Here is a 21,535-nt window from a genome sequence, read left to right as displayed (position 1 = left end):
TCCGAAAGGCGGGAACCGGCCCGCCGTTCACCCTGTCCGCCACTCATCGCACAGCGTTCGCCGGACGGGCGTGCCGTTGCGGAACCATTGCCACGTCCGCGCCCGGTTTTGCCCATCCTCGCTGAGCTCGATCATCTCGGTGAAACGGAGCGCGGCTTCGCTCTTGTGGACGAGATTGAGCATGACGATGCCACCCTCAATCTCGTGGCCATAGCCCTCCAGCCTTTCGGTGTTCCACCACAGCCGCCCGTCGCGGAACGTCGCCCCGAACGCGCGTTCGAGGGTGCGACCGTCGGGCCAACGCAGCCAATTATGTTGAAGATATGCGTAAGGCCCGGCCGTGGGGAACTCGCAAAAGGTCCGCATGTGATGATGCTCGGTCAGCGTGCCGTCGCGTTCGATGACGCGATACTCGCCTTCCCACCATCCGGCATGGCGCAGCATATTCGGCATGCAACTGGTGAGATCAGCCACGCAGCGCTTCCTCGGAATAGGCTGAAAGCGGCAGCGCGCTGGCCGACTGGCGAATAATTGCCTGCTTGCGGAAGAAGCGCAGCAGGCCGCTCTCGCCCATGCGGGAGGGGCCGAGCCCGCTCTTGCCGAAGCTCGATTTTTCGGCTTCCCACACCAGCCCGGTCAGCGACCCGTCATTGATCGAGACACCCCCCGCCTTGAGCCGTACCGCGACGGTCTCGGCCTCCTCGGTGCTGCCGGCAAGCACGGCAGCAGAAAGGCCGAAGATGCCACTGTTCGCGTGTCGAACGGCTTCATCGACGCTGTCGACGATCGTCACCGGAATGACCGGGCCGAACGTCTCTTCCTCCATGATCGCCATATCCGCTGTGACATCCACCAGCACTGTCGGGCGGAGATACTTGCCGCCGCCCAGCGTCTCGACCTGTCCGCCGGCGAGCACCTGTGCGCCCTTCGCCACGGCATCGTCGATCTGAGACTGAACGATCTCGGCCTGCCGCGCGAAGATGAAGGGACCGATGTCCCCTTTATGCACGTCGGGATAATTGAGCCGGGCCGCCTTCGCCCCCTCGACGAGCGCGGCGAGGAAAGGCTCTGCGATCTCGCGTGCCACGTAAACTCGCTCGATCGACTGACACGCCTGCCCGGTGTTGAGCACCGATGCCCGCAGCGCGGTTTCAGCCGCCTTCGCCGGATCGGCGCTGGCAAGCACCAGCATCGGATCCTTGCCGCCAAGCTCGAGGCTGGCCGGGATGAAAGCGCGGGCGGCCACCTCGCCCACCTTGCAGCCCGTGGCGACAGAGCCGGTGAAGGCGATGAAATCAACATGTTCGACGAGTGCCCCACCCGTCACGCCATCGCCTTCGATCAGCGTCAGCACTGCTGCAATCTGGGGCACTTCGGCGATCGCGGCCATCAGCGGCCGGATGAAGCGCGGCGTGACTTCGGAGGGCTTGATGATGACCGCCGATCCCGCGGCGAGCGCGGGGATCGCGTCGATCAGCGCTAGCGTCAGCGGGAAGTTCCACGGGCTGATCACGCCGACGAGCTGGTATGGCACCAGTCGCGTCGTCGTGGTGATCGTAGGGATGGCCGTCTGCCGGTCACGCACATGCGCTGCCGCAATCACCGCCGGGGCATGGTCGGCCCAGCGGATGAAGGTTTTGGTCATCGCCTCGACCTCGATGGCCGAGATTCCTGCACGCCCCGTATCAGCGGTCAGCGCGGCAACCAGCGCGTCCCGCTGGCGTCCCATCGCCGCCGCGAGTTTGCGCAGCGCGTCGCCACGCACCTCGGGCGTCAGTGCCGCCCACGCCGGCTGCGCCTGTCGCAGCTTCGTGGTCAGCGCCGCGATCGCGTCCCCATCCAGAGGCTCAATGCTGTAATCAGCCTCGCCCGTGCGTGGATTGACGACTGCAAGGCTCATTGCTGCGCCTCCCAGCTCGCGACGATCTCCTCGCCTGTCGCGAACCACGCCTCCGGGCGTGCAGCGAGCGTCTGAAGCAGCGTTTCGAACGCGCCGATGCGATAGGGCAGCGCCATGATGTAGGGCGTGATGTGCAACGGCAGCACGCGGCCGCCGTGCGTCCTCGCCTCATCCACCAGCCAGCCGAAGGCATCGACCATCTGTTGGGCGTAGCTGTCGGCCGATTGCTGCTGCACCGTGATGATCTGCCGGTCGGACAGCTCATGATTTAGCGGGAGATTGATCAGGCCATTGGCGAAACGCCAGGGCAGTTCATCATTCGCCCAGTCGCACGCATAACGCAGCCCCGCCTCCTTCAGCAGATCGGGCGTGTCCCAGCTTTCGGACCGCGCGATCGACAGCCAGCCGGTCGGGCGTCTGCCTGTCGCCTTTTCCAGCGAGGCGATCGACTGCGCGATTAGAGCGCGTTCGTCCTCGATGGGCAGTCCCGTCGCGATCGTGCCGTTCATGTCGGTCGAATGCGCGATGATCTCGTGCCCGTCCGCCACGATATCCGCGACGATCTGCGGATAGCGGTCGGCGATCGCGCCGTTGGTAGCGACCGAAACGCGCACCCCTGCCTTTTTGAAAGCGTCGAGCAAGCGATAGAAGCCTATCCGCGTGCCATATTCGCGTGCCGTATAATGGCGGTAATCTGGATAGCTGGTCTGCATGTGCCCGGGCGCGCGGAAGGGCTTGTCTTCCGGCATGATCGGAAACCATTCGAGGCTGACGCACACCCAGACCGCGACCGGTTTGCCATCGGGCCACGCCACGGGTTTGCGATCGAAGATGGAGGACCAGGCGTAAAGATCATGGTCATAACCTTCGCGGCGCTTCGGATATTCCAGATAAGCGGGATCAAGCGCCACGGGCGGCCTCCGCATAATGATGTTCGTAATAATGGTCGGCAATCTCGCCAGCGCGCGCGATCCAGGCGCGACCATCTTCGGCGATGTGACGCAGCACTTCCGCAAAGGGTCCGATGCGGTGCGGCTGACCGATCAGGTAGGCGTGAAGCGGAATGCACATCACCGTGCCTGATTCCTCGCCTTCTTCCGCTAGCCGTTCATATTGCCGGATCAGCGTATCGGCATATTCGCGCGGGCTCATATTGTAGACGAAGAAGCCGTAATGGTCGTTGACCTCGAGGCTGTAGGGGATCGAGATCAACTTCCCCGATTGCACCTTCACCGGCTGCGGCTGATCGTCATGATAGAGATCGCAGGTGTAATCGAGACCATATTCGGCGATCAGATCGAGCGTGCGCGGCGTGTGCGTCAGCGCCGGCGCCAGCCAGCCGCGGATCTGCTGCCCGGTCGCCTCGCGCACGGTGCGGATCGAATCCTCGATGATCGCGCGTTCCTGTGCCTCATCCATGCCGTAGCTGTAGCGGGTGTTGTAGATGCCGTGGCTGAAGAACTCCCAGCCGCGCTCGTTAGCGTCCCGAACGACATCGGGATGATGCTGGCACAGCGCGACCGAAAGCGAGACCGAACCGGGAAAGCCATATTTCGACATCGCCTCGGCCATGCGCCAGTGCGACACGCGGTTCGAATGGTCGCGGTGCGCAAAGCCCACCACATCGGGGTGCGGCTTCGTCCAGCTCTTGCGCAGCGGGTTGGCGGGCGGATCGATCTCATAATATTCAAGATTGGGAGCCACCCAGACGGCGACCTTCTTGCCGCCCGGCCATGTGATCTTCGGGCGACCGCGCCACGGAACGAAATCATAGAGGCCGGGATCGGCTTCACCTTCGCGCATCAGCGAGCCTCCAGCCAGTCGATCACTGCCTGCACCGGCTCGACATCGGCATATTTGAGCTGAAGGTCGGTCAGATTGGCGAAGTGATAGCTCTCATGCTTGTCGGCGCAGGTTTCGATCGGAACGATCGTGCGGAAGCCATAGGCAAGCGAATCGACCGCCGTGGCCCGCACGCAACCCGATGTGCTGCCCCCCGTCACCACCACCGTATCCACCTTGTGCCAGCGCAGATAGGAATTGAGCGGCGTTTCGAAGAAGGCGGAGGGCATCCGCTTGGTATATTGCAGGTCATCGGCGCCAATTTCGCAACGCGGATCGAAGGCGTGGCGCTCGCTGCCATATTTGATGTTCTGCAGGGAATCGGGGGTATTGGTGCGCGTGCCCCAGACGCCGGCATCGCCGGCATCGTCCTTGTAGCCAACCCTGCTCCAGATCACCGGCATGCCGCATTCGCGCGCCAGGCGGGATATGGTGTTGGTATATTCGATCTGCTTCGGATCGGTCTCATAAGCGGTCTTGAACATGTCAGTCCGGGTATAAGCCTGCTGGAAATCGACGTTCACGATCGCCAGTCTTTCTCCGAATCCGAATTTGTTGCGCGCCGGGTTCGCCATCACTTCCTCGAAAATCTGGCGAGCAGTCCGGCCGTCGCAGACCATCCGGGTACCGATCAGCGTCATCACAAAACTCCTGCAAAATCGTGATTCGCACGATAGTTTACGAAAAGGACTTGTCGAGCTGAATTTGTCCGGACAAATTAGGCGCCATGACGATCACCCGCCACTTCATCCGCGTCGGCAGCCGCCGGGTCCATTACCGCAAGGCAGGATCGGGACCGACATTGCTCATGGTTCACCAGAGCCCGCGCAGTTCGGCCGAATATGAACCGCTGATGGAAAAGTGGGCGCAGCACTTCACCTGCATCGCCCCCGACACCCCGGGATTCGGCCAGTCCGATCCGCTGCCGGGCAATCCAGAGATTGCGGAGTTCTCGGCCGCGCTGGTCCAACTGCTCGACGCGCTCGGTATCGAGAAGACAGCGGCCTACGGCTTTCATTCGGGCGGCATCATCCTGGTCGGCGCGGTCAAGCGCCACCCGGAACGCTTCACCGCGCTGGCGACCGGTGGCTATGCCGTCTGGACGCCGGAGGAAATGGCGATCTTCGACAAGGATTATCTGCCGCCCTTCCAGCCCAGCAGCTATGGCGAGCATCTGACCTGGGTCTGGAACCGCATCATCGAACAGACATGGTTCTTTCCCTGGTTCGACGTCCGTGACGGCGCGCGGATCAGCGTGGCTCATGACGATCCGGTGAAGACCGATGCGGTGGTTCGCGACATGCTCGACAGCGGCGATGCCTATCGTGCCGGCTATGGCGCGGTACTCCGCGCCCCGCGCGATATTCCTGCTACCGATGCCGAAACCGTTCCAGTCCTGATCGCGGCCTATAATGGCGATCCGCTGCAGGCACATATAGCGCGGCTCGGCGATATGCCGCCGAGCTGGCGGGCCGAGGCGGTGGCGACGCCGGCCGATCTGGAAGATGCCTGCCTTGCGCATCTGCGCGCCGCAGCCGCGCTCCCCTGCCCCACCATCGCCGAAAGCAGCGACGGCGGGTTCGTCCGGGTTGCGGGCGCGGGGTTCGACGGGCTGATCCACTGGCAGGGCAATCCGGCCACAGAAACCGTCCTGATCCATGCGCCCGGCCGCGCCGCCGAACTGTTGGGCGCCAGCGGCGCGCTCGCGATCGACCTGCCGGGGCACGGTCTTTCGGACGACTGGCAGGAAGGGTTCACCCCGGATCTCGAGAATTGGAGCGCGATCACTGCCGCCGCAATCGCCGCGATCAGCAAAACCCAGACCCCGGCGATCATCGGCGAGGGTTTCTCTGCGTTGCTCGCCGCCACCGTCGCCCGGCAAATCGGCGCGCCTGGCTGGGGCGCTGTCGACGCGCATATCCCGGTTGCCGAGCGCACCCCAGACTGGGCGGACCGCGCCATCCCCGATCAGACACCCGATCGCCACGGTGCCTATCTCAATGCGGCATGGAGCGCAGTGCGTGCCGGCCATTTCTTCTGGCCGTGGTTCGAGGCGAAGGCCACCAACGCCATTCCCTTTGCCTCCGGAGACATCACGCCCGAGGCACTCGCCACCGAACATCGCAGCCTGATCCGCGCCCGCGCGGGCCGCGCGCTGCTGGGCACGCTCGCTCACGCCGATCGCGATGCACTGGTCAACGCCGCCCCTGCCATCGTCCAATGGGACAAGGCGGACTGGGCCGGCGCGCGCGCCGATATCTGGTCACCACAGGGTTTTTGAGAAGGGGAGTAGAATGGGTATTCGCGAAGATATGCCGCTGCTGGCACGCCACGAGGGCGTGTGGGATGGCGTCTACACCTACTACAACGCCGCCGGCGAGCAGATCGACGAGCACAAGTCGCGTCTGTTCTGCCGCTTCCCGGATGGCGGTGAATTTCCCTATCACCAGACCAATTATTACACGTGGGACGATGGCCGCACCGACGTCCGCGATTTTCCCGCCGCCTATCGCGACAAGCGAGTGTGGTGGGACAATGATCTGATCAAGGGCTGGGCGGCCGAAGTCGGCCTCGACGAATATAACCGCACCGTCATGCTCTACTGGCAGCGTCAGGGCGATCCGAGCCTCTATCTCTACGAGATGATCCAGCTTGCGGACGATGGCCAGACCCGCTGTCGCACCTGGCACTGGATCCGCAACGGCCTGCTCGAAACGCGCACCGCGATCCAGGAAAAGCTGGTCAGCCGCGACTGGGCGGCGTTCGACAAGGAAATGGAGGCACAGGCTGTCTGATCCGCAGACCCTGTTCGGAAAGATCTGGGACCGGCACGTCGTTGCCGGTCTCGGTGGCGGCGCAGAGCTGATCGCCATCGACCGGATCTTCCTCCACGAGCGTACCGGCGCTGCTGCCCTCAACAGCCTGAAGGCTGCGGGTCGTCCGGTCGCCGATTCCTCGCGCGTGTTCTGCGTGATGGACCATATCGTCGACACGCGCCCCGGCCGTGGCGACCAGACCTTGATGCCCGGCGGACAGGCCTTCATCACCGAGACCCGCGCCGCGGCAACCGAAGCGGGGATCACCCTGTTCGACGTGACCGACCCCGATCAGGGCATCGTCCATGTCGTGTCGCCGGAACTCGGCATCGTGCTGCCCGGCTGTACGCTGATCGCACCCGACAGCCACACCTGCACGCAAGGCGCTTTCGGTGCGCTCGCCTGGGGCATCGGCTCGTCGGAGGCCGAGCATGCGATGGCGACCGGCACGCTGCGCCTCACCCGCCCGAGGACGATGCGTGTCACATTCACGGGCGGGCTGACGAAGGGCGTGACCCCGAAGGACATGATCCTGACGCTGATCGCGCTTCACGGCGCGGGCGGCGGCAAGGGCCATGCGATCGAATTTGCAGGCGAGGCGGTCGTCGCACTCGACATGGAAGGGCGGATGACGCTCTGCAACATGGCGACCGAATTCTCGGCCATGACCGGCATGATCGCGCCGGACCAGACGACATTCGACTGGATAGCCGGCCGCCGCTACGCGCCGGAAGGCCCGATGCGCAAGCGCGCGATCGCCGAATGGCAGGCGCTCGCCACCGACGACGACGCAACGTTCGACACCGAAATCGAGATCGACGCATCCGCCATCGAACCGATGGTCAGCTGGGGCACGTCGCCTGAACACAGCACCGGCATTTCCGGTCAGGTTCCGAACGAAGCTCCCGAACGTCCGCTCGCCTATATGGGTGTCGAGCACGGACAGAAGATCGCAGGCATGCCGATCGACGCCGCCTTCATCGGAAGCTGCACCAATGGCCGCCTTTCCGATCTCCGCCGCGCCGCCGCACTGTTGAAGGGGCGTCACGTTGCGCCCGGCGTGAAGGCCCTCGTCGTCCCCGGATCGATGGCCGTGCGCCGCGCGGCCGAAGCGGAAGGGGTCGACACCATCTTCGTCGATGCCGGCTTCGAATGGCGGATGAGCGGCTGTTCGATGTGTTTCTATGCGGGCGGCGAAAGCTTCCCTGCCGGATCGCGCGTCATCTCCTCGACCAACCGCAATTTCGAAGGACGCCAGGGTCCCAATATCCGCACGCACATCGCCAGCCCGGAAACGGTGGCGGCAAGCGCGATCGCAGGGCGCATCGCCGATCCGCGGGAGATCGCGGAATGACGCCTTTCACCACGCTCACCGCAGTCGCGGCGCCGCTGATCCGCGACAATATCGATACCGACGCGATCATCCCCTCGCGCGAGATGAAGAGCACCGGCAAGACCGGCCTCGCCGAAGGGCTGTTTGCGCCATGGCGTTATCTCACCCCCGGCGGTCGCGATCCCAACACCGAGTTCATACTCAACCAGCCGGCTTATGCGGCAGCGCAGATGATCCTTGGCGGCAATAATTTCGGCTGCGGGTCGAGCCGCGAGCACGCCGTCTGGGCGCTTGCCGAATATGGCATCCGTGCGGTGATCGCGCCCAGCTTCGCGCCGATCTTCGCGGGCAATTGCACCCGCAACGGCATCGTCCCCGTCGTCCTTCCTGCCGAGGTCGTCGCGGAGATCGCAGCCGACGGCGGCCCCGTCACCGTCGATCTCGAACAGCAGCGTACCAGCCTCACCGACGGCCGGGTATGGCCCTTCGAGATCGGGGCCGAAGCACGCGCGATGCTCCTCGAAGGGCTCGACGCCATCGACCTTACATTCAAGCACCGGGCGGACATTGCCGCCTTCCAGGCCGCCGACCGCACGGCACGGCCCTGGATCTATCTCGGAGACGTACCCGCATGACGCGCATCCACATCAGCGAGGTCGGCCCGCGTGACGGGCTGCAGAGCATCGACCGGGTCATGCCGCTCGAAGCCAAGAAGGCCTGGATCGTGGCCGAGGCTGCAGCGGGCGTGCCCGAGATCGAGGTCGGGAGCTTCGTGCCGCCCTCGCTCCTGCCACAAATGGCCGACACCGCCGAACTGATCGCCTTTGCCCGGACGATCGAGGGCCTCGCGGTCGCCGCCCTCGTCCCCAATCTCAAGGGAGCCCAGCGCGCGATCGAGGCAGGGGCCGAGAAACTGTCGATCCCCTTCTCGATGTCGGAAACGCACAGTCTGAAGAATGTCCGCAAGGATCATGCGGCGATGATCGCCGAAATCCGTGCGATCGCCGATCTGGTTGCCGCCCGGCCGGCCGAGGCGCGCCCACATTTCGAGGTCGGGCTCGCTACCGCTTTCGGCTGCACGATCGAAGGACCGGTGAGCGAAGACAATGTCGTCCGCCTCGCGGCTGCCGCCATTGCAGCGGGTGCCGTCGAGGTCGGCCTGTCCGACACGACGGGTTATGCCAATCCCGCGCAGGTAAAGCGCCTCGTCCGCCGGGTGAAGGCGGAGATTGGCGCCAACAAGCTCAACACGCTCCATCTTCACAACACCCGGGGCCTCGGCCTCGCCAATGCGCTTGCCGGGCTTGAGGAGGGCATCACCACGCTGGATGCGTCGCTGGGCGGGCTTGGCGGCTGTCCCTTCGCGCCGGGTGCATCAGGCAATATCGTCACAGAGGATCTGGTCTTCATGCTCGCAGCCATGGGTTATGAAACAGGGATCGATCTCGAAAAGCTGCTGAAGGTGCGCGAGATTGTCGCCGCAGCCCTGCCGGGTGAGCCGCTCTACGGTTTCACGCCCGATGCGGGCCTACCGCTCGGCTTCACGCAGGTGGCGGCATGAGCACTCCGCAGCCGCTCGCCGGCATCCGCGTCGTCGAATTCACGCACATGGTGATGGGGCCGGCCGCGGGCGCGATCCTCGCCGCGCTAGGTGCCGAAGTCGTCCGCGTCGAACCGGCGGAGGGCGACAAGACCCGCACGCTGCTGGGATCGGGCGCCGGCTACTTTCCCATGTACAACCGCCACAAGAAGAGCATCAGCCTCGACCTGAAATCGGCCGACGGCCTCGCGACCGCCAAGGCCCTCGCCGCCGATGCCGATATTTTGATCGAGAATTTCCGTCCCGGCGCGCTCGACAAGCTTGGGCTCGGCTATGACGCGCTCTCCGAACTCAATCCGCGACTGATCTATTGCTCGGCCAAGGGCTTCCTCCCCGGCCCCTATGAAAAGCGCACCGCGCTCGACGAAGTAGCGCAGATGATGGGCGGCCTTGCCTATATGACCGGCCCGCCCGGCCGCCCCCTGCGCGCGGGCTCGAGCGTTATTGACGTCACCGGCGGCATGTTCGGCGTGATCGGCGTGCTGGCCGCGCTTGAGGAACGCCATCGCACCGGCAAGGGCAAGCTTGTCCAGGCATCGCTGTTCGAAACCACCGTCTACCTCGTCGGCCAGCATATGGCCCAGCTCGCGGTCACCGGAAAACCGGCCAGCCCGATGCCCGCGCGCATTTCGGCCTGGGCGATCTACGACGTTTTCGAGACGAAGGACGATCCCGTCTTCATCGGCGTCGTCACCGATGCGCTGTGGGAGAAATTCTGCAAGCTCTTCGGCCTTGATGATCTCTGGGCCGACGAAAGCCTGCGGAAGAATAACGAGCGCGTCCTTCAGCGCGACCGCATCCTGCCGCAGATCCGCACGCTGATCGCCGGCTTCACCCGCGCCGAAGTGATCGATCGCCTTGAGGGCACTGGCCTTCCCTTCGCTCCCATCGGCAGGCCCGAGGACATGTTCGATGACCCCCATCTCGCCGCAACCGGCGCGCTCGAACCCGTGACGCTGGCCGATGGAACCGAAACACGTTTGCCGACCATTCCCATCGCCTTCGATGGCGCCCTGGTCGCACGTCCTTCGACACTGCCGGCGCCCGGCGCGGACAATGATCTCGTGCGTGGGATTTCCGGTCGATGAGCTATGCCGCGCCGGTCGCCGAGCAACGTTTCGTTCTCGATCATGTCGTCCGGATCGGTGAACTTGCCGCCCACGACAAATATGCCGCCGCCTCCCCCGACATGGTCGACGCCATCCTCGAAGGCGCCGGCCAGTTCGCCGCGGGCGAATATGCGCCGCTAAACCGCGCGGGCGACGAGATCGGTGCGCAATGGAAGGATGGCACGGTCACCATGCCGCCCGGCTTCCGGGAGGCCTATCAGGCCTTTGTTGAAGGTGGCTGGGGCGGCATCGACGGCCCCGAAACCTTTGGCGGGCAAGGGCTTCCGCATGTACTCGCGACCGTCATCATGGAGGATCTCGGCACGGCGAATATGGGATTCTCGCTGGTCAACATGCTGACGCCGGGGGCGATCGAAGCGCTTCTTGCCTATGGCAGCGACGAACAGAAGGCCGTGTGGCTGCCAAAGCTCATCACGGGCGAGTGGCCGGGCACGATGAACCTGACCGAGCCGCAGGCGGGTTCCGACGTCGGCGCACTGCGGGCAACGGCAACTCCTGTAGGGGACGGTAGCTTCCGCATCACGGGCACCAAGATATTCATCACCTTCGGCGAGCATGACCTTGCCGATAACATTGTTCATCTTGTACTCGCCCGCACCCCCAGCGCGCCTGCCGGCACGCGCGGCATCTCCCTCTTCCTCGTGCCCAAGTTCCGGCTCGACGCAACAGGCAGGCCCGCCGAGCACAACGACGTCCGCTGCGTCTCGATCGAACACAAGCTCGGCATCCACGCATCGCCCACATGCGTTTTGAGCTTCGGCGACAATGACGATTGCATCGGCCACCTGATCGGCCCTGAATTCGGCGGCATCGCCGCGATGTTTACAATGATGAACAACGCGCGCCTCAATGTCGGGCTGCAGGGCGTCCAGATCGGCGAGCGGGCCACACAGCAAGCCGTAAGCTATGCGTTTGAGCGCCATCAGTCATCGCGTGCGGGCAGCCCTTCACGCGAGCCCGTACCGATCATCCAGCATCCCGATGTCAGGCGGATGTTGCTTCGCATGAAGGCACTTACCCAGGGCGCGCGGGCGCTCGCTTATTATGCCGCAGGTCAGGTTGACCGCGCCCATCTGGGCAGCGAAGCGGCGAAGGCGCGCCTCGATTTGTTGACACCATTGGTCAAGGCTTACGGAACCGATGTTGGCTGTGAGGTGGCGTCGCTCGGTGTCCAGGTGCATGGTGGCATGGGCTTCATCGAGGAAACGGGTGCCGCGCAGCACTATCGCGATATCCGCATCGCCCCGATCTACGAGGGGACCAACGGCATCCAGGCGGCGGATCTGGTTGGGCGCAAGCTTGGGCTGCGTGATGGCGAGGCGCTGGCATCGCTGATTGCCGATATGCGCGCAGAGGTTGCAGGTTCGGCATTGCGCGATCTGCTCGACGCTATTGAGGCCGGCGCCGCCTATATGGCGACCGCCAGCGCTGACGACCAGCTGGCGGGCAGCTATCCCTATCTTACTATGCTGTCCGTGGCTGTAACGGGCTGGCTCATGGAGAGACAGGGCCGCGTCGCGGCTGCTAGTGAGGGCGATCCCGCCTTCCTCGCCATGAAGCGCGCCGCCGCTCAATATTATGTCGAGCAGATCGTTCCGGAAGCATCCGGCCTGCTCGTCGCCGCGACATCCGGAGCGAGGCCACTATACGAATTAAACGATATCGATTTTGCTGCTTGATGCGCCCATCCAGACCTGCGGAGCGGACCCAGCCAAACGTCGGAAACCTGCGCAACTTGTCTCACGCGGTCGTTACGATATCCATTCAGTTGTGGCACGTCGCTAGACTGCGGTTGAGCCGCCATGATGAGCAAGTGACAATATGATCAGCACGATGAGAAGACCCGCGACCATCACGCGATAGCCATATGCCAGTGGTTCAACACGCTGCGGGGGAACGCATCTGGGGCACGGATGGCGGATGCATCCGCCGTCACAACAAAGATTGATCGTCCCGGCGCCCTCGCAAGCGGCGCAATTCGGGATCTCTGCTCCTTTTGCCCATATCACCGGGCCCCTCCCTACACTTACCTCAAGATCGCACAACATAGTTGTACGGACAACTTTTGCAACCTTGGGGCGCCATCTTCTGTTGAGACAGCTATGTTGTGGCAAACGCCCTCCCCGCAATTGCTATTGTGCGAGCTCGCATACCATCAAGCGCGGACAAAAATCCCTTGACCCGCCAGAATTGTCCGGACAACTTTATCCAGTGGATTCCTGGGAGCGCGTCCTTGCCTGCAGCTCATCTTTCGCCTCTGATGTCTGTGCCGCCCTCCTCGCGGATCGGCCAGACACTGGCCAGCGGCTCCGACACGACGTGGCTTGAACCCTATGATTCGGCGCCGGTCGAGGCAAAAGCAGCCGCGCGCCGAAGCGCTCAAGTAGATTGCTCTTCGCACAAAAGCTTGCCGGTCGCCGCTACGCTCGAAGGCTTACACAACCTGCTCGAACACGTGGAGATCGCATCATGAAGATTGGCCTGATCGGCACGCCATTCGATCCGTTCAACCGTGGCGCGCCCGCTGGCGAACTTGCATCGCTGCTGCCGAAAGGCACTATGCTCACCGCCTGGCCCTCGCGCGTTGGTGCCTTTCCCTACACTCCATTCGAACGAGCGATGCAGGTGATCGGCCATACCGAGGCCGCCCTGACCGCCGCCGAAGGTGACTGTGACGCGGTCGTGATCGATAGCGTCGGCGATTATGGCCTGAGCGCGATGCGCGCGGCCCTGCCCATTCCCGCGATCGGATCAGGACAGGCGGGTATGGCGGCCGCCGCCGTGCATGGCCAGTTCAAGGTGGTGACCGTCTGGCCTCAATCGATGAACTTCATCGTCTCCGATCTGCTGCACGAATATGGTCATCGGGACGCCTGTCTCGGCATCGACAATGTCGGACAGGAAGGCGATCTCGATCGCCTGGCGGGGCCTGATGGCTATCTCGCCGATGTAAAAAGCGGCAAGGCCGCGCTGCTTGACAGGGTTCGCGCCGCCGTCGCCCGCGCGGCTGACGAGGGTGCCGACGCCGTGCTGCTCGGCTGCACCTGCATGTCACCGATCGCCCGGCACCTCGCCGAGGCGGCTTCAATCCCCGTTATCAATCCGCTTGCCGAAGGGGTGAAGGCTGCGCTCGCCTCCGCGCCGCCCGAGGGAGCACCGCCCTTGAGAGAAGGACGAATTGAGATGCTCAGAAACATGGTCGCGTCGGTCGCCGATGCCCCGATCGAGGATTGCCCGGTCTGCGTGGGCGAAACGCTGTGAGCTCGATCATCCGCGAAGTCGTGCTGCGCCACGCCATCACCGATGCGCCTAAAGCAGGCGATTTCGAGATCGTCGAGCGACGCCTTCCCGCCACGCCGCCCGCCGGCACCGTGCAGGTCCGGCTGCTTTGGCTCGGTCTGGATCCCTATGTCGGACAGGTGCTCCGTAACCGGCACATGGGTGAAAGCGCCCCCGCCCCTGGCGAGCCGCTTCTGGGCGAGGGAATTGCAATCGTTCTCGCGTCCAACGATCCTGCCTTTGCGGCCGGGGACCATGTTGTCGGCAATTGCGGTTGGACGGAGGAGGCGATCGTCCCCGCCACCAGGCTCCGCCGCGTCGATCCGACCATCGCTATCGCCGAGCATCTCGGCGTGCTCGGCATGCCCGGACTGACCGCCTGGGCGGGCATGACCCAGTTGGCCAAGGTTCGTGCGGGCGACATCTTCACTGTCGATGCCGCCGCCGGGGTCGTCGCGGGCACCGCTGGCCAGATCGCAAAGATCGAGGGAGCGACAGTCATCGGCGTCGCGGGCGGTGTTGACAAATGCGCCATCGCCACCGGCCGCTACGGCTTCGACGATTGCGTCGATTACAAGCTCGATGGCTGGGAGGAGAAGCTGCCGAACGGCATCACTATCCACTTCGAAAATGTTGGCCAGCGCGTGCTCGATGCGGTGTTGCCGCGCCTCGCCACCAATGGCCGCATAGTGTTGTGCGGCCTTGCTCAGCATTATGGCGACGGCAGCGTCGCACGGCTTCCCGTCGGCCCGATCATCGGCAAGCGCGCGCAGATATTCGGCCTGGTCGTCTATGACTTCTTCGCCCGTCGCGACGAATGGGTGGCCTATGCCGCCCCACATATCCGCGAAGGTCGACTGGTCGAGTTCCAGGACGTGGCTGACGGTCTTGAGAACGCCGGCGCGCAGATCGAGCGTGTCGCGCTCGGCACGACCCAGGGTCGCGCGCTGGTGCGGGTGAGCGGATGACCTCCGCCACCGTCGGATCGTCAATCAACTAACTATAGGAGAGCGGCCAATGCTGCCTGACACGCCCTTCAATCGTGTTCCGCGCGAAGCGCTCGATACCGCCCTCGTGCCGATGTGGGATGCCACGAAGAAGTTGCACGGTGACACGACCTTTGTCGAAGTGATGGGCAACGCCCCCGATGTCGCCAAATGGTATACGGACCGCTTCTATGGCGACCTGTTTTATTCGGGCCGCGTCGACAAGAAGGTGCTCGAGCTTGTGCGCCTGCGTCTCGCGAACGTCCACGGCTGCGCCTTTTGCAATCGCAGCGACCGCATCGCCGCACTCTCCGCCGGCATAAGCGAGGCAGAGGTCGATGCGATCGGCGACTATGCCGCCGGCCCTTTCGACGATCGACAGAAAGCGGCACTCGAACTTGCAGATGTCATGGCGCTTACTAACGCGAAAGGTGCGGTCTCAAAACCACTCTACCATCGTCTGAAGGCGCATTTCAGTGACGCCGAGCTGGTCGAACTGGGCGTTGTGATGGCGGTATTGACGGGCATGGCAAAGTTCATCTTCGCCTATGACCTTGTCGAGAAGGAAGTTTATTGCCCGCTCGCCTGATGCTTATGGTCCAAGGCCATCCGGCTTGATCCGGCAAGGCCAGCTCCTGCCGATTTCGGGGCGCCGATTGGCCCCATACCAGTATGGAAGTGGCAGTCTCCGATGATGGCAAGCCCATCGATGTCATTGCCTCAATCCACCCACCGAAGTGCTCCGACACGGGCTTCTTATCGACGGTACGGGACGGGTCTATTGGCCGGATGAGAAATTGCTCTCACGATACGCCAGTTAAGCGATCCGATCAGCAACCCGTATCCATCGCCGCCAAAAAGGCTTCCCACTCCCGCATCATCTGTCGCCGCTTGGCGAACCCATCTCCGCGGCGATAGGCGCGGTCCACTTCATCGCCAACAGCGTGCGCCAGCGCCGCTTCCGGGATGTCTCTCGGATAGTTGGTCAACTCGCTTGCCCAATCGCGAAACGACGACCGGAAGCCGTGAACGGTGCAGTCACTCTCCTCCATTCGCCGGAGCAGCATCTCCATGGCCATGTTCGAAATCGGCTGGTCGGGCGCTCGACCGAAGAAGACGAACGCATCCGCTTCATTGCCCAGAAGCGCGGCTTGCTCGAGGATCCTCAGTGCAGATGGTACGAGCGGGACACGGTGCTGGACACCCAACTTCATTCGCTCGGCTGGAACGACCCAGACCGCATTATCCAGATCGACTTCGCGCCACTTCATCTTCAGCGTCTCGCTAGTCCGCGCGGCAGTGAGGATCGTGAATTCGAGCGCCCTGGCTGCCACAGCAGATCGCTTGCGAAGGCGCCGCATGAATTCCGGTACTTGCTCATAAGGCATGGCCGGGTGGTGCCGACGTGCCGTCAGGCGTCGCTTCGGCAGCAACAACTCGAGGTGCCCGTGCCAGCGAGCCGGATTTTCACCTTCCCGCCAACCAAGCACCTTTGCAGCATCGAGCACGCGCTCGATCCGCCCCCTGACGCGAGAGGCCGTTTCAGGCAGTTCGGACCAGATTGGATCGAGGCATTTGACCACATCCTCGGTGGAGATCGACGCCACCGGCTCGTCCCAAATCCTGGCGGCGTGGGCCTTGAGCGTGCTGGTCCATTGCTGCGCGTGCTTGGCGCTCTTCCACCCGGGCCTCAATCGTTCGATCACGCAAGTGGCAGCTTCGCCAAAGGATTTTGGGGTCCGCGAAATGCGAAGATCGACATCCTCGGAGACTTTTCTCCGCAATATTGAGGCGGCTTGCCGAGCTTCCGCCAGCGAAACTCTACTGAGAGGTCCGAGCCCCATTTCGTGGCGCTTGCAGCGCCGCTGAAATACGAAGACCCAGGATCGCGTCCCGCTAGAGCGAACCTTGAGATAGAGGCCGTCGCCATCGGCATGCATGCCCGGCGCTTTGATTGTAGCAACGCCGCGCGCCGTCAGCCGGTTTGTCGTCCTTGCCAATCTGTCGCTCCATTTTCAGGACCGGGCATCCGTAACCCTAAACATAACCAGCAATGGCAGAGTGAGGAAATGGTGGAGCGTCACGCCGTGACGCATCTGTAATCCTGCCTTACGGCTTGGCCGCTATTGCCGGAATTTCGGTCCTAAATCCGGTCCTAAAGCCGGACAGCGACTGGCGTCTCCGACCAGACGTGAATCGACACCAAATCTGAAAAACAGTTCCTATTTATCAAGATCTTATTGAAAATCCTCGATCGGGCAGAGCAGGAACCTCGAACGCGAGCGCTTCAAATATTATGCTTATTTTTCAATGACTTAAGAGAAGTGGCGGAGCGGGAGGGATTCGAACCCTCGATACGCTTTTGACGTATACTCACTTTCCAGGCGAGCGCCTTCGACCACTCGGCCACCGCTCCGCATGCTCTGGAAGGCACGCCCCTAGAGGCTCAGGCGCGACCGCGCAAGATGGTCTGACAGGGGACTATGCCTGTTGTCCCGGCCATGCCACGATACGGGCATGAAATATTTCGCTCTGCTGCCCGCCGCGGCCCTATTTTCCGTAACCGCCGCGCCCGCTGCCAATCCGCTGACGCCGTCGCAGATCCTGGCCGCAGCGCCTGCGGGCGACTGGGCGGACGTGCCCGCGGAAAACCTGCTCGTGATGGATCTCGCCGGCGGCGGCCGCGTCGCGATCGAGCTCGCGCCCGATTTCGCGCCCGTCCATATCGCCAATATCCGCACACTCACGCGCGCCGCCTGGTTCGACGGGACGAGCATCAACCGCGTGCAGGACAATTATGTGACGCAGTGGGGCGACGCGACCGAGCGCAAGCAGCTCAGCATCGGCACCGTGGCCAAGCCGCCCGCCGAATATGAGCGGCCCGTCGCCGGCACCGGTTTCGCCGCCCTTCCCTATCGCGATGCTTACGCTCCCCAGGTCGGCCACGCGAAGGGCTGGCCGGCGGCGAGCGACGGCAAGGCCGCCTGGCTCACCCATTGCTACGGCATGGTCGGCGTCGGCCGCAACCTGGCGCCCGATACGGGGACCGGCGCCGAGCTCTACACCGTGATCGGCCACGCACCCCGCCATCTCGATCGCAACATCGCCGTGGTCGGCCGCGTGGTCGAGGGGATCGAGAAGCTGTCCGCCTTACCGCGCGGCACCGAGGCGCTGGGCGTCTATGCCCGCCCCGATCAGCGGCTGCCGATCGGCAGCATCAAGCTCGCTTCGGACATGCCCGCCGCCGAACGCCCCGCTTTCCAGGTGCTGCGCCAGGGATCGCCCAGCTTCACCGCCTGGGTGAAGGCGCGGGCGAACCGGCAGGACGATTTCTTCATCCTCCCTGCCGGTGCCGCCGACATCTGCAACCTTCAGGCGCCGGTTCGCCGCAAACCCTGACGAGGCTCAGTCGGGCCGCGCGCTCGAACTCCGGCCCTCACGCCCGCCGCGGCTCTCGCGAATGGCTTGGCCGGAACGTCCGCCCGGTGCTGTTGCACGCGGCGCAGCCGTGGGCCGCGGCGCAACACTGCGCTGCGGCGCCGTGGTCGGGCGCTGGTTGGCATTCGGACGCTGGTTGACCTGCGGGCGATTCCCGCGCGGCACCGCTCCCCATACGCCTTCGCCCCGCGCCGCCTCGCGCCGCTGGCGCCATTCCTCACGGTCGCCACGATTGGGCCGACCGGCGCCATTGCCCGGCCTATCGGGACGATCTGGACGGCCCGCGCCGTCGCCCGGACGATCGGGGCGCCCTACCCAGCCGCTGCCCGGCCGATCGGGGCGATCCGGCCGGCCGTTCCAGCCGCCGGGGCGTCCCGGTCCATCCGGCCGGCCGGCATGCTCGCGCCGGCCTTCCCAATAGCGGCGATGCTTGTCGCTCCAGCGGTGACGGTGGCCGCCGCGGTCGTACACATAATAACCGTTTCCGGGGTAATAGAAGCCGTCATACCAGCCATAGCCTGGGTAACCGCCATAACCCGGATAATAATCGTCGTAATAACCGCCGCCGCCGCCATAGCCGACGGACAACCCGCCATATCCATAATCGTCATAGGCGCAGGCGCTCAGGCTCACGCCTGCCATGGCGACGAAGCCGATCATGGTAAACCGTCTGGCGAAACTCTTCATGACATACTCCGCCCGCAAGATAGTGCTTGGGGGTAGAACGCCACAAAGCGATTGAATGGCCCGTGAATTATCCTGAAGGCCGCCGTTAATCTCGGGCGGTCTTAATCCTTCCACCCCCAGTAAAGCTGGCACGGTGGAATGTTCACCCATTCGATTTCATGGTCGATCCGCTCGAAATGCGGCGCGATGAAATCATGCACTTTCGGGCTGAACTGATAGACGAGGAAGGCGCCGCCCGGCCGCAAGGCCGCTGCCGTCTCCCCGGCAATGCGGGGCGCCACGCCCGAAGGCAGCGTCGAGAACGGCAAGCCAGACAACACGAAATCGGCATGGGCGAAGCCACGCTCGGCCAGGATCGCGCGCACGTCCGCCGCGGAACCGTTCACCGGCACGAAGCGCGAGTCGGTGATCCGCGCGCTCAGATAATCGATGAAATCGGGGTTGGTATCGATCGCGATCAGCGTCGCATCCGGCGCCATGCGTTCGAGGATATGGCCGCAGAAGGTGCCGACGCCCGGCCCATATTCGACGAAAACCTTGGTGTTCTTCCAGTCTACCCGCGAAAGCATCCTGTCGATGGTTCGCTTCGAGGACGGGATGATCGATCCCACCATCACCGGGTGCTTCAGAAAGCCGAGGAAGAACATTCCCAGCGGACCCAGATTGGCAGGATGCAGGCGGCCCTTGCGGGCACGGGCCAGCGCGGTTTCGCCGGGAGAGACTGTCATGCGGACTCCAACAGACCGACATAGAAAGGAGTTCCCGTCGCAAAAGCGCAACAGAAACGCAAGCGTGCCCTTTGCCGATGCGACAAGGCGGGCGTAATAAGCCGCCATGGACAGCATTCCCACCGGCACGATCGCCGTCATTTTCGTCAATCGCCGCACACCAGACGACGACTCAGGTTATGAGATCGCCGCCCAGGCAATGGCGGAGGAAGCCAGCCGGCAGCCGGGTTTTGTCGGCATCCACAGCGTCCGCAGCGCCGATCGCGAAGGCATCACCGTCAGCTATTGGGCGGATGAAAATGCTGCGCTCGCCTGGAAGCAGCATGTCGGCCATGCTGCGATCCGCGAACAGGGCCGCAAGAGCTGGTACGAATATTATCATCTGATCGTCGCCGAGGTTCGCCGGGATTATCAATGGCGGCGCTAGGGCTGAGCGGCGAACGGCGCGATTTCGCGCTGCTGTTCCTCGTAATGTTGACGATCGCGGCCGGCAATACCGCGCTGCAATCGGTGCTGCCTGCGATCGGCCGCCTGTTGGCGCTTCCGGACACCGTGGTTGCCCTCACCTTCTCCTTCTCGGCTCTGGTATGGGCGCTCGCCGCCCCCGGCTGGGCAAGGCGGTCGGATCGCAAGGGCCGCAAGCGGATGGTGCTGACCGGCCTCGCGGGCTTTACCTTGTCGCTCGCCCTTTGCGCCGTCGCGCTGACGGCCGGCATCGCCGGCTGGGTCACGGCCATGCTGGCCTTCGCGGGCTTCGTCGCCGCGCGGATGATCTACGGCTTCTTCGGCGCAGCCGCGCCGCCGGCTGCACAAGCGCTGGTCGCGTCGCGCACCAGCCGCGCGCAGCGAACGGCTGCGCTCACCATGCTCGCGTCCGCCTTCGGCCTCGGCACCATCCTCGGTCCCGCGCTCGCACCGTTCTTCGTGCTACCGTGGGTCGGCCTCGCCGGCCCGGCTTATGTCTTCGCCTTGTTCGGCCTGGTCGTGCTGGTCGCTGCCTATCGGCTGCTTCCCGATGATGGCGCGGAGGCAAAGGTCCACGGCGCGGCCACGGCCGAACCCAGCATCGGCGGTGAGCCGAGCGGGGCATCGGTGATCGCCGCGCTCAATGAACAGACCTCCCAGCGCCTCCGCTGGAACGATCCGCGCCTGATGCCGTGGATGGTGAGCGGAGTGATCGCCGGACATGCGCAGGCGATGGCCGGACAGGCGATGGGCTTCTTGGTGATGGATCGGCTGCACCTGCCTCCCATCGCCGCCCAGCCGGTGATCGGCCTCGTCCTGATGGCCGGTGCCGCGGCCGCCTTGCTTGCCCAATGGGGCATCATTCCACGCCTGAAGCTGCCGCCCCGCGCCATGGTGATCTGGGGCGCCCTGATCGCCGCCGCCGGCTGCGCGATGATTGCCGCCGCCAGCGACGTCCACGGCCTGGCCGTCGCCTTCGCTCTCTCCTCGCTCGGTTTTGGCTTCCTGCGGCCGGGCTTCACGGCCGGCGCGTCGCTCGCCGTCGGCACGCGTGAACAGGGCGTCGTTGCTGGCCGCGTCACCTCGGTCAACGGCGCCGTGTTCGTCCTCGGCCCGTCGATCGGAATCGGCCTCTACCAGATCGCCCCGCCCTTCCCCTATCTGCTGGCGGCGGTCGCGCTGCTGCTAAACGCGGTCTATGCGGCACGGCGGCTGCGGGGATAGGCGCGCCCTCAACCATTCGCGTCGCCCCAGCGGAGGCTGGGGCCCATGGCTCTCTCAATTCCAGATGCCGTCGCTAGCGGAGAGAGCCATGGATCCCAGCCTTCGCT

General features: G+C 64.1%; 21 protein-coding genes and 1 tRNA gene. 13 read left to right on the top strand and 9 right to left on the bottom strand.

The window, feature by feature from the left end:
* Positions 1-27: 27 nt before the first annotated feature.
* From ACFB49_RS02900 to ACFB49_RS02880, 5 genes are read right to left on the bottom strand one after another with little or no spacing between them, the layout of a single operon-like run.
* Positions 28-474, bottom strand: coding sequence for a hypothetical protein (locus tag ACFB49_RS02900; protein WP_380875707.1), 447 nt, complete (start codon positions 472-474; stop codon positions 28-30).
* Positions 467-1,900 carry an aldehyde dehydrogenase family protein gene (locus ACFB49_RS02895; protein ID WP_380875704.1) on the bottom strand — a complete coding sequence of 478 codons (1,434 nt, stop codon included), beginning with the start codon at positions 1,898-1,900 and terminating at the stop codon, positions 467-469. Before ACFB49_RS02895 ends, ACFB49_RS02900 begins: the two co-directional genes overlap by 8 nt.
* Positions 1,897-2,811: a polysaccharide deacetylase family protein gene (locus ACFB49_RS02890; protein WP_380875702.1), complete on the bottom strand. Its 915-nt coding sequence runs from the start codon at positions 2,809-2,811 to the stop codon at positions 1,897-1,899. The genes ACFB49_RS02895 and ACFB49_RS02890 overlap by 4 nt, the downstream gene beginning before the upstream one ends.
* Positions 2,801-3,703, bottom strand: coding sequence for a polysaccharide deacetylase family protein (locus tag ACFB49_RS02885; RefSeq protein ID WP_380875699.1), 903 nt, complete (start codon positions 3,701-3,703; stop codon positions 2,801-2,803). Before ACFB49_RS02885 ends, ACFB49_RS02890 begins: the two co-directional genes overlap by 11 nt.
* Positions 3,703-4,383, bottom strand: a complete 681-nt coding sequence (locus tag ACFB49_RS02880; RefSeq protein ID WP_380875697.1) for an isochorismatase family protein — start codon at positions 4,381-4,383, stop codon at positions 3,703-3,705. Before ACFB49_RS02880 ends, ACFB49_RS02885 begins: the two co-directional genes overlap by 1 nt.
* 86 nt (positions 4,384-4,469) lie before the next feature.
* Here ACFB49_RS02880 and ACFB49_RS02875 point away from each other — a divergent pair, with 86 nt between their 5' ends.
* The 10 genes from ACFB49_RS02875 (at position 4,470) to ACFB49_RS02830 (ending at position 15,475) form a co-directional block, all read left to right on the top strand.
* A complete protein-coding gene (locus ACFB49_RS02875; RefSeq protein WP_380875694.1) occupies positions 4,470-6,023 on the top strand; it encodes an alpha/beta fold hydrolase in 1,554 nt (517 codons plus the stop codon).
* A gap of 13 nt (positions 6,024-6,036) precedes the next feature.
* Entirely contained in the window at positions 6,037-6,537 is a 501-nt protein-coding gene (locus ACFB49_RS02870) for a DUF3598 domain-containing protein (protein ID WP_380875691.1), read from the top strand.
* Positions 6,530-7,912, top strand: a complete 1,383-nt coding sequence (locus ACFB49_RS02865; protein WP_380879804.1) for a 3-isopropylmalate dehydratase large subunit — start codon at positions 6,530-6,532, stop codon at positions 7,910-7,912. The genes ACFB49_RS02870 and ACFB49_RS02865 overlap by 8 nt, the downstream gene beginning before the upstream one ends.
* Complete coding sequence (leuD, locus tag ACFB49_RS02860) at positions 7,909-8,526, top strand: 3-isopropylmalate dehydratase small subunit (RefSeq protein ID WP_380875688.1); 618 nt, start codon at positions 7,909-7,911, stop codon at positions 8,524-8,526. Before ACFB49_RS02865 ends, leuD begins: the two co-directional genes overlap by 4 nt.
* A complete protein-coding gene (locus ACFB49_RS02855; protein WP_380875685.1) occupies positions 8,523-9,452 on the top strand; it encodes a hydroxymethylglutaryl-CoA lyase in 930 nt (309 codons plus the stop codon). Before leuD ends, ACFB49_RS02855 begins: the two co-directional genes overlap by 4 nt.
* Positions 9,449-10,579, top strand: a complete 1,131-nt coding sequence (locus ACFB49_RS02850) for a CaiB/BaiF CoA transferase family protein (protein WP_380875683.1) — start codon at positions 9,449-9,451, stop codon at positions 10,577-10,579. Before ACFB49_RS02855 ends, ACFB49_RS02850 begins: the two co-directional genes overlap by 4 nt.
* Positions 10,576-12,300, top strand: coding sequence for an acyl-CoA dehydrogenase (locus ACFB49_RS02845; protein WP_380875680.1), 1,725 nt, complete (start codon positions 10,576-10,578; stop codon positions 12,298-12,300). Before ACFB49_RS02850 ends, ACFB49_RS02845 begins: the two co-directional genes overlap by 4 nt.
* Positions 12,301-13,090: 790 nt before the next feature.
* Positions 13,091-13,882: an aspartate/glutamate racemase family protein gene (locus tag ACFB49_RS02840; protein WP_380875677.1), complete on the top strand. Its 792-nt coding sequence runs from the start codon at positions 13,091-13,093 to the stop codon at positions 13,880-13,882.
* Positions 13,879-14,868, top strand: a complete 990-nt coding sequence (locus ACFB49_RS02835) for a zinc-binding dehydrogenase (protein WP_380875675.1) — start codon at positions 13,879-13,881, stop codon at positions 14,866-14,868. Before ACFB49_RS02840 ends, ACFB49_RS02835 begins: the two co-directional genes overlap by 4 nt.
* A gap of 49 nt (positions 14,869-14,917) precedes the next feature.
* Complete coding sequence (locus tag ACFB49_RS02830) at positions 14,918-15,475, top strand: carboxymuconolactone decarboxylase family protein (RefSeq protein WP_380875673.1); 558 nt, start codon at positions 14,918-14,920, stop codon at positions 15,473-15,475.
* A 241-nt stretch (positions 15,476-15,716) separates the two neighbouring features.
* Here the strand turns inward: ACFB49_RS02830 and ACFB49_RS02825 are convergent, their stop codons facing one another.
* Positions 15,717-16,886, bottom strand: a complete 1,170-nt coding sequence (locus tag ACFB49_RS02825) for a tyrosine-type recombinase/integrase (RefSeq protein ID WP_380875671.1) — start codon at positions 16,884-16,886, stop codon at positions 15,717-15,719.
* Positions 16,887-17,211: 325 nt separating this feature from the next.
* Positions 17,212-17,302, bottom strand: a tRNA-Ser gene (locus ACFB49_RS02820).
* 101 nt (positions 17,303-17,403) lie between these two features.
* Between ACFB49_RS02820 and ACFB49_RS02815 the strand changes: the two genes are divergently transcribed.
* Positions 17,404-18,285: a peptidylprolyl isomerase gene (locus ACFB49_RS02815; protein ID WP_380875668.1), complete on the top strand. Its 882-nt coding sequence runs from the start codon at positions 17,404-17,406 to the stop codon at positions 18,283-18,285.
* A 6-nt stretch (positions 18,286-18,291) separates the two neighbouring features.
* Here ACFB49_RS02815 and ACFB49_RS02810 read toward each other — a convergent pair whose 3' ends face one another.
* Both ACFB49_RS02810 and ACFB49_RS02805 read right to left on the bottom strand, forming a co-directional pair.
* The gene (locus ACFB49_RS02810) at positions 18,292-19,011 is read right to left on the bottom strand and encodes a hypothetical protein (protein WP_380875665.1); all 720 of its coding nucleotides are present in this window, start codon (positions 19,009-19,011) and stop codon (positions 18,292-18,294) included.
* A gap of 101 nt (positions 19,012-19,112) precedes the next feature.
* Positions 19,113-19,739, bottom strand: coding sequence for a class I SAM-dependent methyltransferase (locus tag ACFB49_RS02805; RefSeq protein WP_380875662.1), 627 nt, complete (start codon positions 19,737-19,739; stop codon positions 19,113-19,115).
* Between the two features lie 106 nt (positions 19,740-19,845).
* Here ACFB49_RS02805 and ACFB49_RS02800 point away from each other — a divergent pair, with 106 nt between their 5' ends.
* Both ACFB49_RS02800 and ACFB49_RS02795 read left to right on the top strand, forming a co-directional pair.
* Entirely contained in the window at positions 19,846-20,166 is a 321-nt protein-coding gene (locus ACFB49_RS02800) for an antibiotic biosynthesis monooxygenase family protein (protein WP_380875659.1), read from the top strand.
* The gene (locus tag ACFB49_RS02795) at positions 20,154-21,428 is read left to right on the top strand and encodes an MFS transporter (RefSeq protein ID WP_380875656.1); all 1,275 of its coding nucleotides are present in this window, start codon (positions 20,154-20,156) and stop codon (positions 21,426-21,428) included. Before ACFB49_RS02800 ends, ACFB49_RS02795 begins: the two co-directional genes overlap by 13 nt.
* The last annotated feature ends 107 nt before the right edge of the window (positions 21,429-21,535 follow it).

Source organism: Sphingomonas sp. DBB INV C78 (assembly GCF_042693015.1).
In the GTDB taxonomy this organism is placed as follows: Bacteria; Pseudomonadota; Alphaproteobacteria; order Sphingomonadales; family Sphingomonadaceae; genus Sphingomonas_E.
The sequence above is the reverse complement of the archived record's forward strand: the minus strand, read 5'-3'. Positions and strand labels throughout refer to the sequence as shown.

Coding starts and splice junctions, on each gene's coding strand:
- ACFB49_RS02895 (WP_380875704.1), bottom strand. CDS start 1,900: ATGAGCCTTGCAGTCGTCAATCCACGCACGGGCGAGGCTGATTACAGC.
- ACFB49_RS02885 (WP_380875699.1), bottom strand. CDS start 3,703: ATGCGCGAAGGTGAAGCCGATCCCGGCCTCTATGATTTCGTTCCGTGG.
- ACFB49_RS02880 (WP_380875697.1), bottom strand. CDS start 4,383: ATGACGCTGATCGGTACCCGGATGGTCTGCGACGGCCGGACTGCTCGC.
- ACFB49_RS02875 (WP_380875694.1), top strand. CDS start 4,470: ATGACGATCACCCGCCACTTCATCCGCGTCGGCAGCCGCCGGGTCCAT.
- ACFB49_RS02870 (WP_380875691.1), top strand. CDS start 6,037: ATGGGTATTCGCGAAGATATGCCGCTGCTGGCACGCCACGAGGGCGTG.
- leuD (WP_380875688.1), top strand. CDS start 7,909: ATGACGCCTTTCACCACGCTCACCGCAGTCGCGGCGCCGCTGATCCGC.
- ACFB49_RS02855 (WP_380875685.1), top strand. CDS start 8,523: ATGACGCGCATCCACATCAGCGAGGTCGGCCCGCGTGACGGGCTGCAG.
- ACFB49_RS02850 (WP_380875683.1), top strand. CDS start 9,449: ATGAGCACTCCGCAGCCGCTCGCCGGCATCCGCGTCGTCGAATTCACG.
- ACFB49_RS02845 (WP_380875680.1), top strand. CDS start 10,576: ATGAGCTATGCCGCGCCGGTCGCCGAGCAACGTTTCGTTCTCGATCAT.
- ACFB49_RS02840 (WP_380875677.1), top strand. CDS start 13,091: ATGAAGATTGGCCTGATCGGCACGCCATTCGATCCGTTCAACCGTGGC.
- ACFB49_RS02830 (WP_380875673.1), top strand. CDS start 14,918: ATGCTGCCTGACACGCCCTTCAATCGTGTTCCGCGCGAAGCGCTCGAT.
- ACFB49_RS02815 (WP_380875668.1), top strand. CDS start 17,404: ATGAAATATTTCGCTCTGCTGCCCGCCGCGGCCCTATTTTCCGTAACC.
- ACFB49_RS02810 (WP_380875665.1), bottom strand. CDS start 19,011: ATGAAGAGTTTCGCCAGACGGTTTACCATGATCGGCTTCGTCGCCATG.
- ACFB49_RS02805 (WP_380875662.1), bottom strand. CDS start 19,739: ATGACAGTCTCTCCCGGCGAAACCGCGCTGGCCCGTGCCCGCAAGGGC.
- ACFB49_RS02800 (WP_380875659.1), top strand. CDS start 19,846: ATGGACAGCATTCCCACCGGCACGATCGCCGTCATTTTCGTCAATCGC.
- ACFB49_RS02795 (WP_380875656.1), top strand. CDS start 20,154: ATGGCGGCGCTAGGGCTGAGCGGCGAACGGCGCGATTTCGCGCTGCTG.